This is a genomic window from Bradyrhizobium sp. 142, assembly GCF_023074015.1.
GTDB lineage: Bacteria > Pseudomonadota > Alphaproteobacteria > Rhizobiales > Xanthobacteraceae > Bradyrhizobium.
On record NZ_JADPKQ010000322.1, the window covers coordinates 1 to 16,656 of the forward strand.

At 65.3% G+C, this 16,656-nt stretch carries 14 protein-coding genes; 5 read left to right on the forward strand and 9 right to left on the reverse strand.

The genetic code is table 11. The features are described from left to right. Positions 1-411: 411 nt before the first annotated feature. From IVA82_RS29185 to IVA82_RS29205, 5 genes are all read right to left on the reverse strand, one after another. Entirely contained in the window at positions 412-1,359 is a 948-nt protein-coding gene (locus tag IVA82_RS29185; protein ID WP_247382886.1) for an ABC transporter substrate-binding protein, read from the reverse strand. Between the two features lie 97 nt (positions 1,360-1,456). Next, a complete protein-coding gene (locus IVA82_RS29190; protein WP_247382887.1) occupies positions 1,457-2,527 on the reverse strand; it encodes a ribose ABC transporter permease in 1,071 nt (356 codons plus the stop codon). After that, positions 2,520-4,040: a sugar ABC transporter ATP-binding protein gene (locus IVA82_RS29195; RefSeq protein WP_247382888.1), complete on the reverse strand. Its 1,521-nt coding sequence runs from the start codon at positions 4,038-4,040 to the stop codon at positions 2,520-2,522. Before IVA82_RS29195 ends, IVA82_RS29190 begins: the two co-directional genes overlap by 8 nt. Positions 4,041-4,283: 243 nt before the next feature. Further along, a complete protein-coding gene (gene xylB, locus IVA82_RS29200; protein ID WP_247383044.1) occupies positions 4,284-5,729 on the reverse strand; it encodes a xylulokinase in 1,446 nt (481 codons plus the stop codon). Positions 5,730-5,806: 77 nt separating this feature from the next. Continuing rightward, the gene (locus IVA82_RS29205; protein ID WP_247382889.1) at positions 5,807-6,199 is read right to left on the reverse strand and encodes a VOC family protein; all 393 of its coding nucleotides are present in this window, start codon (positions 6,197-6,199) and stop codon (positions 5,807-5,809) included. Between the two features lie 627 nt (positions 6,200-6,826). Here IVA82_RS29205 and IVA82_RS29210 point away from each other — a divergent pair. The 3 genes from IVA82_RS29210 to IVA82_RS29220 all read left to right on the forward strand — a co-directional run bounded on the left by IVA82_RS29210 (position 6,827) and on the right by IVA82_RS29220 (position 10,633). Further along, positions 6,827-8,020, forward strand: a complete 1,194-nt coding sequence (locus IVA82_RS29210; protein ID WP_247383046.1) for a M20/M25/M40 family metallo-hydrolase — start codon at positions 6,827-6,829, stop codon at positions 8,018-8,020. Positions 8,021-8,094: 74 nt separating this feature from the next. After that, complete coding sequence (locus IVA82_RS29215) at positions 8,095-9,183, forward strand: mandelate racemase/muconate lactonizing enzyme family protein (protein WP_247382890.1); 1,089 nt, start codon at positions 8,095-8,097, stop codon at positions 9,181-9,183. Between the two features lie 301 nt (positions 9,184-9,484). After that, positions 9,485-10,633, forward strand: a complete 1,149-nt coding sequence (locus IVA82_RS29220) for an amidohydrolase (protein ID WP_247382891.1) — start codon at positions 9,485-9,487, stop codon at positions 10,631-10,633. A gap of 16 nt (positions 10,634-10,649) precedes the next feature. Here IVA82_RS29220 and IVA82_RS29225 read toward each other — a convergent pair whose 3' ends face one another. Further along, positions 10,650-10,865 carry a hypothetical protein gene (locus IVA82_RS29225; protein WP_247382892.1) on the reverse strand — a complete coding sequence of 72 codons (216 nt, stop codon included), beginning with the start codon at positions 10,863-10,865 and terminating at the stop codon, positions 10,650-10,652. Positions 10,866-11,005: 140 nt separating this feature from the next. Here IVA82_RS29225 and IVA82_RS29230 point away from each other — a divergent pair, with 140 nt between their 5' ends. Further along, positions 11,006-11,728 carry a DUF72 domain-containing protein gene (locus IVA82_RS29230; protein WP_247382893.1) on the forward strand — a complete coding sequence of 241 codons (723 nt, stop codon included), beginning with the start codon at positions 11,006-11,008 and terminating at the stop codon, positions 11,726-11,728. Between the two features lie 144 nt (positions 11,729-11,872). Here IVA82_RS29230 and IVA82_RS29235 read toward each other — a convergent pair whose 3' ends face one another. The 3 genes from IVA82_RS29235 to IVA82_RS29245 form a co-directional block, all read right to left on the reverse strand. Then, positions 11,873-12,046, reverse strand: a complete 174-nt coding sequence (locus IVA82_RS29235; RefSeq protein ID WP_247382894.1) for a hypothetical protein — start codon at positions 12,044-12,046, stop codon at positions 11,873-11,875. A 21-nt stretch (positions 12,047-12,067) separates the two neighbouring features. Further along, positions 12,068-13,144 (reverse strand): flavodoxin family protein, encoded by a 1,077-nt coding sequence (locus IVA82_RS29240; protein ID WP_247382895.1) that lies wholly within the window; start codon positions 13,142-13,144, stop codon positions 12,068-12,070. A 101-nt stretch (positions 13,145-13,245) separates the two neighbouring features. Then, positions 13,246-16,350 (reverse strand): DEAD/DEAH box helicase, encoded by a 3,105-nt coding sequence (locus IVA82_RS29245; RefSeq protein WP_247382896.1) that lies wholly within the window; start codon positions 16,348-16,350, stop codon positions 13,246-13,248. Here IVA82_RS29245 and IVA82_RS29250 point away from each other — a divergent pair. Further along, positions 16,349-16,636, forward strand: a complete 288-nt coding sequence (locus IVA82_RS29250) for a hypothetical protein (RefSeq protein WP_247382897.1) — start codon at positions 16,349-16,351, stop codon at positions 16,634-16,636. The two genes, IVA82_RS29245 and IVA82_RS29250, sit on opposite strands and share 2 nt — an antisense overlap. The last annotated feature ends 20 nt before the right edge of the window (positions 16,637-16,656 follow it).

A 16,656-nucleotide genomic window follows, 5' to 3' on the forward strand; every position in this document is an offset into this window, starting at 1 on the left:
GCCAGCTCGACAGGCTCAGTTCGATAACGGCGATCAGCGTGCCGTCCGGGTCGAGGGGGCTCGGGGATCGGCTCAGATCGTTCAATTTCTGCATGGGGCGCTCCATCGGTTCACATCAGCAACGATGGATGCAATATCCTCGCCGCCGCCCCATAGCATCTCCCTTGGAGGTTTGCGGACGCCGGCCCCGGTGTGCGCCGAGCCACCGTCATGGGGCCGGCATCCGAAAACCTTCACACATGCGGTCATGGCGGAAAGGAGCGACGACGTTCGCTTTGCATTGAACAGCCGAAGTGGGACTTATGACACGATCGAGTCTGCGGACTGTTTTAGAGCAGGATTTGGACCTAAACAATCCGCACTCCACGAGACCAGCCGGCGCCGCATCCGGCGCCGGCCGTCCTCTGCCGCTTACTGCGTCCGGTCTGACGTCCAGCCCTTGTACTCTTTGACATTGTCGCGCGTCACGAGTTTTGACGGCAGCAGCTCGACGGTGGACGCCGGCTTTTGGCCGTTGAGGATGCCGACGCCGACCTGCACGGCGCGGCGGGCCATGAAGAACGGGTCCTGCGAGGCGGAGGCCTGGATCTGCGCCGCCTGCGGGTCCTTGAGGGCTGCTTCGATGTCGGGCGCGCCGTCGACCGCGGTGATGATGATGCCGGTGCGCTGCTGCTGGCGTGCCGCAAGATCGGTTCCGATGGCCTGCGGATCGTTGATGGCGAAGACGGCGTCGATCTTGGCAAAGCGGGTCAGATAGCCCTGCGCCACCGTCAGCCCGCCTTCGCGCGAGCCCTTGCCGTCCTGGTCGTTGGACAGCACCTTGATGCCGGGGTTCTTGCCGAACACGTTCTTGCAGCCGACGACGCGGTCGATGACCGCGGAGACCTGCGGACCGTTCTCGATGATCACATCGCCTTTGCCCCCCAGCTTGTCGACGATGTACTGGCAGGAGATCTCGCCGGCCTGGACGTTGTTGGTGGTCACCGTGGCGTCGGCGCCTTCGGCCGCGGTGTCGACGGCAACGACGACGATGCCGGCGGCTTGTGCCTTGTTGATCGCAGGGCCAACCGCCTTGGGATCGCCGGGATTGAGCAGGATCAGGTCGACGCCGGCGGCAATGAAATTGTCGATCTGGGTGACCTGCTTGCCGAGGTCATACTCGAAGCCGACGGTGGTGATCTTGACGTTGGGGTTGGTCTTCCTGGCCTCGAACTCGGCGCCCTTCGACAGCGCGACGAAGAACGGATTGCCGAGCGAGCCCAGCGAAATGCCGATCGACTTGAGTTCCTTGGCTGAGGTCGGTGCGGAGCTCAGGACGAGCGCCATCGCGGCGCCGGCAAACGAGATCGTCTTCAACATTGGCTTCCTCCCTGGTCTGTTTGAATCTCCGCCACGGCGACCAGTTGCCGTGACGGAATAGACATGACGGTGAGCGCTCACCGCTTTGCTTTCGCTCTCACGTCCGCGCCGAGCCCTGCAGCCGGTAGCGGTCCAGCGCCACCGCGCCGATGATCACCAGGCCCTTGATGACATATTGCCAGACATCGGAGACGCCGATCAGGATCAGGCCGTTCGACAACACGGCAATGATCAGCGCGCCGACCAGCGTGCCCCAGATCGAGCCGATGCCGCCGACAAAAGAGGTGCCGCCCAGGATCACGGCCGTGATGGCGTCGAGCTCGTAGGACTGGCCGAGCTGCAGGCCATTGGCCGCGTAGAGACGCGCCGCCTGCATGGCGCCGCCGAGGCCCGCGAGCAGGCCGGAGACCCCGTAGACGAAGATCAGCACGGCCCAGACCTTGATGCCGGCCAGCCGCGCCGCGCTCTCATTGCCGCCGACCGCATAGATGTGCACCCCGAGCACGGTGCGCTTGAGCACCAGCCACGAGACCAGGATGACCAGGAGCGCGATCACCCAGAGCCAGGGAATCGAGACGACGCCGGGAATAAGCGTCAGCGCGCCGTTGCCGATGAAGGCATAGGGTATCGACGGATTGAACACCGTGGTGTCGGCGCCGAGCAGGCGCGCGGCGCCACGGACCGCGGTCAACGAACCCAGCGTGACGATGAAGGGTGGCAGCCGCAACAGTGCGATCAAGGCGCCATTGAGGATGCCGAACACAGCGCCGGTGAGCACCGCGACCGGCAGCCACAGCGCCCCGAGATCGGGGAATTTGGAGATGATCAGCCCGGCCATCGCCGAGGCCGCGAGGATGGAGCCGACCGAGAGATCGATGCCGCCGGTGAGGATGACGAAGGTCATGCCTGCGGCCAGCACGGTGTTGACCGCGGACTGCTGCACCACGATGCCGATGTTCTGGCCGGTGAAGAAACGGCCGTCCGACAGGACATGAAAGCCGATGCACAAGAGCAGCAGCACCGGCAGCATGCCGACCGCGCGAATGATCATCCGCGTGCGCTGCCGCTTGGTCTCCTGTGCGGCCGCAAGGCCGGGCGTGGCAGTGGCGGCCTTGGCGGGGGCGGTTTTGGCGGGGGCGGTCTTGGCGGAAGCGCCGTTCTCAGGCATCGAGCTGCTCCGTTCCGGTGGCAAGTGCCATGATCTCCTCCTGGCTGAGCGGCGTCGCACCGCGCCGCATCTGGCCGGCAATGTGCCCTGCGCGCATCACGATGACGCGGTCGCAGATGCCGATGATCTCGGGCAGGTCTGACGAGATGACGAGCACCGCGGTGCCTGCTTTTGCGAGGTTGTCGATGATCGAATAGATCTCGGACTTGGCGCCGACGTCGACGCCGCGCGTCGGCTCGTCCAGGATCAGGATTTTCGGGCCGATCGCCAGCAGCCGCGACAGCAGCACCTTCTGCTGGTTGCCGCCGGAGAGCCCGCCGGCGGGAACGCCGACATTCGCGGCGCGGATGCCGAGGCCAGCGAACGCGCGCTGGGCCCGCTCCCGCGCCTTGTCGCGGTCGAGGATGCCGCCAAACTTCGCATCGCGGCCGAGCACCGCCAGATTGATGTTGTCGAGGCAGGACATGTCGAGGAACAGGCCGAGCGCCTTTCTGTCCTCGGTGAGGTAGGCAATGCCCGCGTCCAGCGCCTCGCCGGGCGTGCGAATGGAGACCGTGCGGCCCTCGATCTCGACATGGCCGGAGGTCATGGGCGCGGCGCCGATGATGAGATGCGCAAGCTCGGTGCGGCCGGCGCCGATCAGGCCGGCGAGGCCGACGACTTCGCCCGCATGCACCGTCAGCGAACACCCCTTGACGCGCCGCCCGTCGCTGATGTCGACGGCCGCGAGCACCGGCGCGCCCGGTCGCGCCTGGGGATCATGATCCTTCTTGTAGAAGGACGAGACGTCGCGTCCCACCATCATCCGCACGATGGCGTCGGCGCGAATCTCGCCCTTGTCGAGCGAGCCGACCAGCGTGCCATCGCGCAGCACCGTGACGCGGTCGCCGAGCGCGTAGACCTCGTCCATGCGATGCGAGATATAGATGATGGCAAGACCTTCGGCGCGCAGCTGGCGGATCAGGGCGAACAGCCGTTCGCTCTCGCCGGCCGACAGCGCCGTGGTCGGCTCGTCCATGATCAGGATTCTTGAGCGGGCGTGCAGCGCGCGGGCGATCTCGACCAGCTGGCGCTGGCCCATCGAGAGATTGGCAACCTGCGTCTGCGGCGTGAAATCGGCACCAAGCCGCGCCAGGATCGGACCGACGCCGGCCTGCATCGCCTCGCGCGCAAGCAAGCCGCCGCGGGAGACCTCGCGGCCGAGGTAAATATTCTCGGCGACGCTCAGATTGGGGGCGAGCGAGAGCTCCTGATAGATGATCGCAATGCCGGCGGCGCGGCCGCCGAGCGGGCCGTTGATCTGCACCGGCTGGCCGTCGATGCGGATTTCGCTGCCGGGATCGGGCCGGTAGGCGCCCGACAGGATCTTCATCAGCGTGGATTTGCCGGCGCCGTTCTCGCCCATCAAGGCGTGGATCTCGCCCGGATAGACGGTGAGGTCGACGTCGCGCAACGCCTTGATGCTGAAGAAAGACTTGGAGACCCGGCGCATCTCGAGGATGGGCTCGCTCATCACACCTCCCCGATGCGCCGACGGCGGCATCGCATCTCACCCGCGTCTCATTCGGTCACTGGCGCGCGTGCGCGCATTAAACAAAAGGCTGCGGCGCAGGGCAATAGCTCTCGCGAGCCGACCAACCCTCGGGGGCGGATTTATCTTTGTCGGACGGAACCGACCCTCGGACCTAATGCCTTTTCTTCGCCACATCGTCGCGCACCATCCTCGCGCCGGATCACGATGCTTTGCGTATCGCGGTCATTGCCGCGGCCGGTACAGGCGGCGCCATTGCGCAAGCCGCGCGGCATAGGCCTGCGCAAGCGCGGGCTCGGGCGCGAACGTCTCGATGCGCTGCGGCGCGGTGCAGACGGCGTCGATCGCCTCTCCGGTGACCGCAAGGCGGCCAAGCCGCGCTGCGCCGAATGCGGCGCCAGTCTCGCCATCGGCAAATCGATGCACGGGGATGTTCAGGACGTTGGCCAGCACCGCAAGCCAGAACCGCGACCGCGAGCCGCCGCCGATGACGTCCGCCTCCGCAATCGCGAGGCCAGTCTCGGCCAGCACGTCCCGGCAATCCGCAAGCGCGAAGGCCACGCCTTCGAGCACGGCTTGCACGATGGCGTCACGATCGGTGGCGTGACTGAGCCCGTCGAGCATGCCGCGCACGTCCGGATCATCATGCGGGGTGCGTTCGCCCGAGAGATAAGGCAGGAAGCTGACGGGCGACGGAGCCAGCGGGCGCAGCCCGAGCGGCGCCAGCAGGTCAGATTCGGACGCTCGCAGCAGCCGCGCGATCCAGGCCAGGCACGAGGCCGCCGAGAGGATCGCACCGGCCTGAATCCATCGGCCGGGGACGGCGTGACAGAAAGTGTGCACGGCCCGCTCCGGATTGGCCGCGACAACATCGGTCGGCACCAGCAGTGCGCCGGAGGTTCCGAGCGAAATGAAGGCTGCGCTGCGGCTGATGGCGCCGATGCCGATCGCTCCCGCCGGATTGTCGCCGGCGCCGCCGGCGATCATCGGCCGCCGGCTCATGCCCCAGCGCTGCGCCATTTCGGTGCGCAGCCGCGCCGCCGGTGCGCAGCCCTCGACTAGACGCGGCATCTGGCGGCGCGACAGCGCGGTTGCGGCAAGCCCCTGGTCCGACCAATCGCGCCTGATAACATCGAGCCACAATGATCCCGAGGCATCCGAGACATCCTCGATCGTCTCGCCTGATAGCACGAGGCGCAGATAGGCCTTGGGTTGCAGCACAAGGCTGGTGGCGGCGAAGATCTCCGGCTCGTGCCTGGCGACCCACATCAGTTTTGGCGCGGTGAATCCCGGCATCGCCTTATTGCCTGTGGTCGCCCGCAATGCGGGCCAGCGCCGCTCCAGCTCGGCGCATTCGGCGAAAGAGCGGCCGTCATTCCAGAGAATGCAGGGCCGCAGCGGCCTCTGACCGGCATCGAGCAGTGTTGCGCCGTGCATCTGGCCCGACAGGCCGATGCCCTCGACCTCGGCCAATTCGCGCGCGTGATCGGCCTTGAGTGCATCCAGTGCCGCGAATGTGGCCTCGATCCACTGCGCCGGGTCCTGCTCGCACTGGCCGGGATGTGGCGAAGAGACCGTCAGCGGCCGGCTGCGGCTCGCCACCACGCGCTGGGCGTCGTCGACGAGAACGATCTTGACGGCAGACGTGCCGAGGTCGATGCCGAGATACATGATGCCGCTTGATACCGCCTGCGCTTTCCGCGCCGGCGACATTGCGAGCATCGCGCGATGATTTCAAGCCGTCGCGCCTAGGGATTCCAGCCGCCGCTTCCATAGGGACGCGTGATGATTTCGAGCAGGTGTCCGTTCAGATCCTCGAAATAGAGACCGCGGCCGCCGTCGTGATGATTGATTTCGCCGGCCTTCTGCCGACCGGGATCGGCCCAGTAGCGCAGGTTCCTGTCTCGAATCCGGTTGAAGATCGCGTCGAATTCGGCGTCACCGACTAGGAAGGCGTAATGCTGATGCGCAATGTCGCCTTTGGTCTCCATGTAGTCGAGATTGGCGTCATTGTCGGTCTTGACCATGTGGAACGGTCCCCAACGCCGCGGCGCCGGCAACCCCAGCATCTCGGCAAGGAAGTCAGCTGAGGCCTTGCTGTCGCGCGCGGACAGAATCGTATGATTGAAGTCGACGGTCATGGCTGCATCTCCTCGCAGCAGGGATCGGCACCTACACGGCGTGTTAAACGAGATTAGGCCAAACAAGGTTGCACGCCGCACGTTCCAATCAGAACGCTCGCGTCACTCTCGCACACGCGCTTGCTGTCGCCCATGCCCGGCTCGTCGGAACAACAGGAACTGGTCCGACCTCCATCCGCTGTGCGGCGAGCGACCGCCTCCGCCCATGCCATGGAGCCCAACTGCGCGTCGTCGACGAGCCCGCGAGAGCCCGCTGCAACTGGCGAGCTCTCGGGATCGACGCTGAGGGCCAGCATGGCGCAGGATCAACCCTTCCCCGAACATCGGATGCGCGTTGTTGCACGCTTTTACCGCCGCGTCGTTTATCTTGCGATCATTATGGTGATGTCCCTTTTCCCGGCTGCCCAATCGCAGCGTGGAGACACCATGTATGAACCCGCGAATAGGGTCGGTGACGGAGATCACGGAGCGGTTTGAGGTCGCTAATACTGCCTTCAGCATGGCGCGAGGTTCTGCGACCATGCGTGGATAGCAACGCAACGCCGCGATTCATGCGTTGAGGCAGCCTTGCGAAACAACCTACAGCAGGAGATGCTGACGCGTACCGTGCATCACAAGGAACAACTCATGCCCGTCGACACCAAAGCCGCCACCGACCGCCTCATGCGCTTTCTCGCCGTCGCGGGCGTCACCGGACAGGAGGCGGCGATCGGGCGCGAGCTTTCGGCCGCGCTGAACGAGGTCGGCGTGCCTGCGGGCGCAATCCGGCTCGACGACGCCAACACGCGCATTCCCGTGCCGACCGAAACCGGCAACCTCATTGTCGACCTGCCCGGCCGCGGCGCGCTGCACAACCAGCCGCGCATCATGTTCATGACCCACATGGACACCGTGCCGCTATGCGCCGGCGCGAGGCCGAAACTCTCCGGGCGCAAGGTCGTCAACGAGGCCAAGACCGCGCTCGGCGGCGACAACCGCACCGGCTGCGGCGTGCTGGTGACGCTGGCGGCCGAGCTTGCCAAGCAGAGGCTCGATCATCCGCCGATCACGCTGTTGTTCTGCGTGCGCGAGGAGAGCGGTCTCTATGGCGCGCGCCACGTCAATACCGAGGAGCTCGGCTCGCCGGTGATGGCGTTCAACTATGACGGCGGTTCCGCATCCAATGTCATCATCGGCGCCGTCGGTGCGGATCGCTGGACTGTCGAGATTTTCGGCCGCGCCTCGCATGCCGGCGTCGCGCCCGAGCGCGGTATCTCGTCGACCATGATCCTCGCGCTTGCGCTCGCCGAGGTGAAGGCCGGCGGCTGGTTCGGCAAGGTCGTGAAGGGCAAGCGGCAGGGCACCAGCAATGTCGGTCCCGTCACCGGCGGCGAGGGCCGCCCCGCGGGCGATGCCACCAACGTCGTCACCGACTATGTGCACGTGCGCGGCGAAAGCCGCAGTCACGACGGAAAGTTCTTCAAGGAGATCACCAAGGCCTACAAGGCCGCGTTCGAGAAAGCGGCCAAGAAGGTCACCAACGCGCAAGGCAAGTCCGGCCGCGTCAAGTTCAAGGCCGAGACCGACTATTTTCCGTTCCGCATGAAGGACAATCTGCCGGCGGTCAAACGCGCCATCGAAGCGGTGACCGCCGTCGGCGGAACGCCGAACGTTCGCGCCGCCAATGGTGGCCTCGATGCGAACTGGATGGTCCGCCACGGGGTACCGACCGTGACCTTCGGCGCCGGCCAGAACGAGGCGCACACCGTCGACGAATGGATCAATCTCGACGAATACGACCGCGGCTGTGCGCTGGCGGTGCAGCTTGCAACGAAGCGGTGAGCTGGTTTGCGCTGGTCACCCTTGCCCGAGGGCGGTCGTCGGCCTAGCCTGCAAAGAAAAAGCAGGATGGAAACATGGCCCGCATTGCAACCATCGAGACCGGATTCTACCGGATCCCTCTCCCCGTCACGCTCTCCGACTCTACCCATGGCGAGATCGCGGCGTTCGAGCTGATCACCTGCCGCATCCGCGATGCCGACGGCGCCGAAGGCGTGGGCTACACCTACACCGTGGGGCGCAATGGCGGTGCTGTCGCAGACATCCTCAGGCGCGAGATTCCGCCGCTGGTCGAGGGACGCGAGGCGGACGACACCGAAGCGATCTGGCATCACGTCTGGTGGGGCCTGCATTATGGCGGGCGCGGCGGGCCTGTGGTGCTGGCGCTCTCTGCGCTCGACATCGCGCTGTGGGATTTGAAGGCGCGGCGCGCGGGGCTGCCGCTGTTCCGGCTGCTCGGCGGCTACGATTCGCGCGTGCCCTGCTATGCCGGCGGCATCGACCTCGATCTCTCGGTGGAGGCGCTTCTGAAGCAGACCGATGGCAATCTCGCAAAAGGCTTTCGCGCCATCAAGATGAAGGTCGGCCGGCCCGACCTCAAATTCGATGTTACTCGTGTCGCTGCCATGCGAAAACATCTCGGCGACGGCTTTCAGCTGATGGCGGACGCCAACATGAAGTGGACGGTCGAGGAAGCCATCCGCGCCGCCCGTGCGTTCGTGCCGTTCGACCTCACCTGGCTCGAGGAGCCGATCATTCCCGACGACGTCGCGGGACACGCGCACATCATGCAGGCCGGCGGCGTGCCGATCGCGGCGGGCGAGAATTTGCGTTCGCTGTGGGAGTTCAAGAACTACATCGTCACTGGCGCGGTGTCCTATCCCGAGCCCGACGTCACCAATTGCGGCGGCGTCAGTGCGTTCATGAAGATTGCGCGGCTGGCCGAGGCCTTCAATCTTCCCGTCACCAGCCACGGCGCGCACGACATCACCGTGCATTTGCTCGCGGCCAGCCCGAACCGCTCTTATCTGGAGGCCCACGGCTTCGGGCTCGACACCTACATCGAGCATCCGCTGGTGCTCGACGACGGCATGGCACTCGCCCCGGTGCGGCCCGGCCACGGGATCGGCTTCGACTGGAAGGGGCTGGCGAAGGTGGCGGCGTAGCGCGTAGCCTCCTCCTTACCTCTCCCGCTTGCGGGAGGGGTCGGCGCGCCTCGGGCGATGCGCAGCATCGTCCCGCGCGCCGGGTGAGGGCTCTCTCCTCATCGGGATAGAATCCCGACGTGGAGACACCCTCACCCCAGCCCTCTCGCAAGCGGGAGAGGGAACCTTCTTCGCGGTAGCACTCAACCCTAATCGAAATCCAAGTAGCCCCGCTTTGCTGCACGCGAGGCATTCGCTGCTGTTGGATGCAAGACGCGAAGATTCCGCTATGGTGGTGGCTGCCGGCACGAGAGACCCCGCCTTGACACCCGAGCTGCACCAGAAACTGACCACGTGGCGCCGGCATTTGCATGCGCATCCCGAGCTCTCCCTCCAGGAGAAGGCTACCGCCGCCTTTGTGCAGGACAAGCTCACCGAGCTCGGCATTCCCTTCGAGGCCGGCATCGGCGGGCATGGCGTCGTCGCGACGCTGAGGCGGGGGTCTGCGCAGGGCCGCGTTGGGCTGCGCGCCGACATGGATGCGCTGCCGATCACCGAGGACACCGGCCTGCCCCATGCCTCGTGCAATCCCGGCGTGATGCATGCCTGCGGGCATGACGGGCATACGGCCTCGCTGCTCGGCGCGGCGGCGCTGCTGGTCGGCGACACCGACTGGAGCGGCACCATCGATTTCATCTTCCAGCCCGCCGAGGAAGGCTTTGGCGGCTCGCGCGCGATGGTCGCAGCTGGCCTGTTTGAGCGCTTTCCGATGGACCGGGTGTTCGGCTTTCACAACTGGCCGGGCCTCGAGGCCGGCACGATCGCGGTCCATGACGGCGTCGTCATGGCCTCCGGCGGACGCGTCACCATCACCATCGATGGCCATGCCGGACATGCCGGCATGCCGCATCTGACGCGCGATCCGGTGATGGCGGCCGGCCATCTCATCGTCGCGCTGCAATCGATCGTTTCGCGGAGCGTCGATCCGCTCGACACCGCCGTGCTCTCGCTGTCCACGATCGAGGGCGGCACGGCGGCAAACCAGATCGCCGGGCGCGTGGTGATCCGCGGCACGCTCCGGTTTCATCGCGACGGCGTCAAGGACGTCATCCTGAACGGAATCGAGCGGACTTGCGCCGGCATCGCGACGAGCTTTGGCGTCAAGGTCACGCCCGAGATCGTCATGGGCGTCGGCGTCGTCATCAACACGCCGGCCGAAGCGGGCCTGGCGCGAATGGCTGCGGAGAAAGTGCGGGCCCACGTGCGGCGCGATCTCGCGCCCAGCATGGCCGGCGAGGACTTTGCCTTCTACCTCCAGCAGCGGCCGGGCGCCTTCGTCTGGATCGGCAACGGGAAATTGCGCGACGGCGCCGAGCTGCACGGCCCGCGCTACGATTTCAACGATGCGATCCTGCCGGTGGCGTCAAGCTGGATGGCCGAAGTGGCCAAGGCGGCGCTGACCTCGAACTAGCGCGAAGCGAATCCGCTCACGATATCTCGCGGGGCAGCTTCCACTCCGGCCGCGGCTCGCAGACCTCATCCACCCGCTCGACGTGATAGCCGTTCGGCAGAATCCGGCCGCCCTCCTCATCCGCAACTGGAACGTCGGTCACCAGTCCTTCGATCAGCGCCGCTTCCCACACCTCTTTCTCGGAGGAGAACGGATTGCCGATCTGCTTGTTGCCTTCGAACAGCGCATACATCGGTTGGTTCCTGGGTCGGGTTCCTGCCAGCACGTTCCATCCCGACAAGAAACGTATCTGCTCCATAGACGTTCCCCTTTCGGAAAAGCGCGGCCTACCCGAGTGCCGCCTCCGACGACGGCAACGGACGGCACGTGAAAATGGCGCGCGTTCTGATCGGCACCTCCGGCTGGCACTACGCATCCTGGCGAGGTCCGTTCTTTCCCGAGGGCTTACGGCTGAAAGAACAGCTTCGCTATTACGCCAGTCAATTCGACACCACCGAGCTGAACGGCGTTTTCTACCGCACACCGACGCAAGAGGCCGTCAAAGCCTGGCGGGATCAGACCGGCCGCGACTTCGTCTTCGCCTGGAAGGCGTCGAAATTCATCACCCATTGGAAGCGCCTATCCGACCGCTCCGTCAACAGCCTCGAACTGCTGGAGGACCGCGTTTCGTTGCTGCGCGGCAAGATCGGGCCGATCCTATTCCAGCTGCCGCCGCAATTCGAGGCGGACGCCGATCGCCTTGCCTCATTCTTCAAGCTGCTCTCGAAGAAGCGCCGCTACAGTTTCGAATTCCGCCATCCGAGCTGGTATCAGCCCCGCATCCTGCGGATGCTGGCCGACGAGAACATCTCGCTCTGCCTGTCGGACCATCATGACGCGCCGGCGCCGTGGAAGCGCACGGCGGATTTCGTTTATGTTCGCGGCCATGGCCCCGGCGGCCGTTATCACGGCCACTATTCGCAGCCGGCGCTCGCGCAGTGGGCGCGCCGCATCAAGTCGTGGAAACGACAGGGCTGCGACGTCTATGTCTATTTCGACAACGACCAGAAGAGCGCAGCGCCGGCCGATGCGCTGAGGTTGAAAGCCCTGCTGTAATATTGCTGCGTCACAAGACCCTCATGGTGAGGAGCGCGAAGCGCGTCTCGAACCATGAAGGCCCGACCTATCCTTCGAGACGCGCGTTCCGCGCTCCTCAGGATGAGGAGAAGGGTGGGCTTGACACAGCAAGATTTGAACGCGCTACGGCCCGCCGGCAACCGAGCCCGCGATCACCATCACCAGATCGGCAAGATCGATCTTGCCGTTGACGACCAACTCTTCCGAGGAGCCTTCGACCTTCAGGGATTGCGGCCGGTTGGCGGCCTGCCGCTGCAGCTCGCCGATGATGGCTTCCTTGAGTTTCTCTTCGAGCATTCTATTGTCCTTTCAGGCCGGTCATTTTGGGTTGGGATCTTCCAGGCCCGCGCTGGGATCGCGCAGCCGTCCGCTGCGCGCGAGCCGGACCGCGTTGCCGAGCGTGCGCGCCGCATTCAGCACCTCCTGCTGAAATTCGCGGTCTTCATCTAGCTCACGGTGCGAGGTCGCGTACGGCTCCATGTAGCCGACATAGCCGTCGAGCTCGGCGAAGCGGCCGGCCGAGATCAGCTGCATGTCGGTCAGCCAGTCGGACAAGGCCCGGCGCGCGCTCTCGGCGCCAACACTGTCGCCGTGAATGACAAGCCCGAAATGGCGGCCGGCGAGATGACGCGGATAGGGCCAGCCCTTCAGCTCCATCGCCTTGGCCTCGGCGGCCTTCTTGCCATGCGTCGACGTCGGATCGGGATTGCCGCCATCGGCGCAGACCATGCGATCCATCATCGCCTTGAGACCGGCAGGCACGTGATACCAGTTCACCGGCGCCGCGATCAGGATGCCGTAGGCGGCGACCCAGAGCGGATAGATCTCGTTCATCCAGTCGCCGGTCTGCCCCAGCGAGTAGTTGGGGTAGCAACTGCACGGCCAATGGCACAGCGGCATGGCGGTGGCGACGCAGGATTTGCAGGGATGGATATTCTTGCCGAACTCCGAGGTCAGGCGGGAGAGATCGAGAATGTCGACGGCAAATCCCATCTCGACGAACACAGGCTCGGCCAGCTTGACCATGCGCCAGGTCTTGGACATCTCGCCGGGACAGGTGTGCTCGCTGCGCGCCGAGCCGTTGATGATGAGGATGCGCGGCGTCTCGCTCGCATCGTCATACCGCCGCTGCGCCTCGAGGATGGCCGCGCGCGCAGCGAGCCAGTCGACGGCGAGATCGTATTCGGGATCAGCAAAGCCAGCACCCGCCTTCCGGGTCAGCGGCGCTTTCCGCGAATGGCTGTAGGCGTCCCAGGCGGCGCCGACGATGGCGTCGAGCTCCCGCTGGAGCCGCGCAAAGGCGGGATCAACGAACTGGCTCCTGTAGCGGCTCTCGAACGCCTCCCGCGACAGCTTGACGGGCGGCATGCCCTTGCGAACGTCCGGTTCCGTCATACGGACTCCTCGGCAATTGGTGCAATCCGACCAACCCGAGCTGCCGCTTGCGGTTCCCATGCGCGGCGAATGTCGCCGTGCGCTCGGCTATCTCGCCACCATCACGTGTCGTCGAGAAGGTCGAACAATTCTTCGACCCTGTCGAACGGGGCATCCCGCATGGGACTGTGGTAGACGACGCGATCGCCATCGCGTTGCAGCGATCGCCCCTTCGATTTCCGCAAACGTCCCGGCAGGAACGTCGCGGCCACCGCGCCCGCCCCGACGTCGAGGCGGACGATGCCTCTGCGCCTGCAATCAAGCCTGAGTCTTGCTGCAGCGAAGAAGTCGCGGGCCACCGGCGGCAACCGCCCAAAACGGCGGGAGGTTTCCTCCTCCAGATCGTCGAGATCGTCCTCGCTTCGGCACCTTGCGGCACGGGCGTAGAGTTCGAGCCGCACGGGCTCCGACTGCACATAGGTTTCCGGAAGCATGTCGGCGACCGGCAGATTGAGGTCTGGCACCCACATCTCGATTCGTCCATCGGCCTTCTCCGATGCCATTTTCAGGAGGTGGCTGTAGAGCACGGGCCCGAAGACCTGGACATGGCCGGATTGCGCTTCCGAAAACAGGTCTCCCGCACCTCGCAGGTCCAGATCGCGCTCGCTGATGGCAAATCCTGCGCCCGGCCGGCTGAACTCCTCGAGAACTGCAAGCCGTTTCTCGGACTGAACGGAAGCCGTCTCGGTTAAGAGATATGCGAAGGCGCGTATGCCGCTACGGCCCACCCGCCCGCGCAGCTGGTGAAGCTGGGCAAGCCCGAATTTTTCAGGCCAGCACACCACGATGGTGTTCGCACGCGGGATATCGAGACCGCTCTCCACGATGTTGGTCGCAAGCAGAACGTCGGCTCCGCCTTCGACGAAGCTCATCATCCGATCGTCGATCTCGTCGGCAGCCAATCTGCCATGGAGACAGACGATGCGAAGATCGGGCGCCACCGCCTGCACGCGTGCCAGCAGGGGATCGAGATCCTGGATGCGTGGACAGATCAGGAAGCTCTGCCCGTGACGCCTCTGCTCGCGCAGCAACGCCGAGGCGATGGCGGCATCCGATAACGGAGCGATCCTGGTTGCGACCGGAAGCCGGTGAACCGGGGGCGAGGCGATGATGCTCAAATCCCTGAAGCCGGCAAGACCGGCGGCGAGAGTCCGCGGGATCGGCGTCGCGCTCATCCAGAGCGCGTGGAGATTCTTGGCCAGCGCCGACAGCTTCGCTTTCTCGGCTGCGCCAAAATGCTGCTCCTCGTCGACGATGACGAGGCCAAGATCGTCAAACTTCACGTCTTTTGAAGCGAGCGCCTGCGTTCCGACCACGATATTCATCCGGCCGCTGCGCAAGCCCTCTTTCGTCGCCCGCACTTCCGCACCTGACGCGGCCCGCGACAGGCTGCCCACCTCGATGCCGAACGGGGCAAAACGCTTGCTGAACGTTGCGACGTGCTGCCGAGCCAGCACGGTCGTCGGCACCGCAATCGCCACCTGCTTGCCCGACAGCACCACGGCGGCTGCCGCCCGCAGCGCCACCTCGGTCTTGCCGAATCCCACATCGCCGCAAACCACGCGGTCCATCGGGTGGCCGGACGCAAGATCATCCAACACATCGCGGATGGCTGCCGCCTGGCCGCTCGTCGTGAAATAGGGAAAGCGCGCGACGAATTTCTCGTAGACCGGCCCCGGCGGAACCAGTTTCGCAGCGCGCCGCCGGCGGCGCTGGCTGATGTGCTTGGCGAGCACCTTGCCGGCGATCTGGATTTCCCGCTCAGCCTCGGTGCGGCGAGCCCACCACGTGCTGCCATCCGCCTTGTCGAGCGCCACCTTGCCGCGCTCAGCCGCATAGGGCCACATCAAGGCCAGATCAGGCGGCGGGACGAGAGCCGCGTTGTCGCCAGCGAACCCAAGCCTGACCATCTCGCGCCACGCGCCGCCGCCCGTGTTCACGGTCTGCAAGCCATCGAGCACGGCAAGGCCCCGCTGGAGATGGACCACCACCGTGCCCTGCTCCGGTACGTCGGCATGATCGAACGCTGCGCTGCCGCTTCTGGCCATCGGCTGCGGATGATGCGCCCGGCTGCCGAGCACGTCGGCAGCCGTCACGACGACGAGAGCCTTCTTGCCGGCGACGACGAAGCCCGCATCGAAATCGGCCAGCAGCGCCGCTTCGCGATCGCGTCCGCTCGTCACCTCGTTCCAATCCGCCAGACGCTCCGCCCTGACGCCGCTCATCCGCTCCATCGCACGCAGATCCTCCTCCTGCGCTGCGACGAAGATCAGTCGCGAACCGGCTCGCCGCGTCTCTTCGACGAAGCCGCGAAGGGCTTTCCTGGAGGACGTCAGCTTCGAAAACTCCGGCGTCGGTTGGAACCGGGCGGCCTGCGGCAACACCTTCATGCCCCTGGTCGCCTGCTTCCATTCGCGCGGGCCCAAATATTCGCGTTCGCGGTCGGCGCGACCCGCCGCCTCCTCGATCGTGCTCAGCCAGCCATCGGCGTGCAATGGGACGCCTGCATCCGCGATCCATTTGGCACGTCCGCAATATTCGAACAGCGTCGCGCGCTTGCCGCGTTTGCCGGCGAAGCCGAGCCGCTCCGACATCGGATCGACCAGGAGCTCCCGGGTCTCAAAAATGATGTCATGCTGCTTCGGGTCGAACGCCACGATGCGGCGTATCGCGCGAGCCGAATGCTCTATCCGGAACGGACCAAGCGCACCCGCGGGAAATATCTCGAATGTCTGGCCATGAAATAGGCCGCCGCCGGGATAATCCGGCTCCTCGTCCAGATCGTATCCAAGGCTTTCGAGACGCGAGCGAAGCTCCTGCTCGGAGAACGCGCCGCCGATCTTCAGGCTGATGTTGAGGCGCGACAGGCTCGCCGGCGGCGGCAGGCGCTCCATCACGGCTTCGGCCGTCGAGACCAGAAAGATCGGTCGCTTCGATTTCGCAAGGCGTCTCAGCACTGAGGCGCGGCGCCCCGCGATCTCGCGAGACGGCTCCAATTGATCGAACGGCAAGGTGTTCAATCGCGGAAACACCAGCACCTCGCAGGACGGGTCAAGCGCATGAATGACGCTGCCGAGCCGCTCCGCCCTGCTCTCGTTCTCGGCGAGGAACACGAGGCCGCTGCGGCCGGACTGCTTCCATTGGGCGAGCAGATGAAGCGCCATCATGCCAAGCGGCGACGACGACGAGATCGCAGCGCGTTGCACCGCTTTGCTCGTCTTTGGCGAACTCTTCTTCGGCAGACGCCTGTTTGGCGAACGCTTCTTTGGCAGGCTCTTGGTTCGCGAGCTGGTTCGCGAAGCTTTGGCGGGCCGAGCTTTTTGGGAATGCCGCACGTTAATCCGTTTCTGGTCGTCAACGATCGTCAATTGCACGCGAGCCGAACTCATCTCGATTCGGCAGCCGATCGCCATGCATATGGGATTTGCCGTGCGAACGCACGCGTCACGTTAAGTCTAGCGCGAAGTGACGGT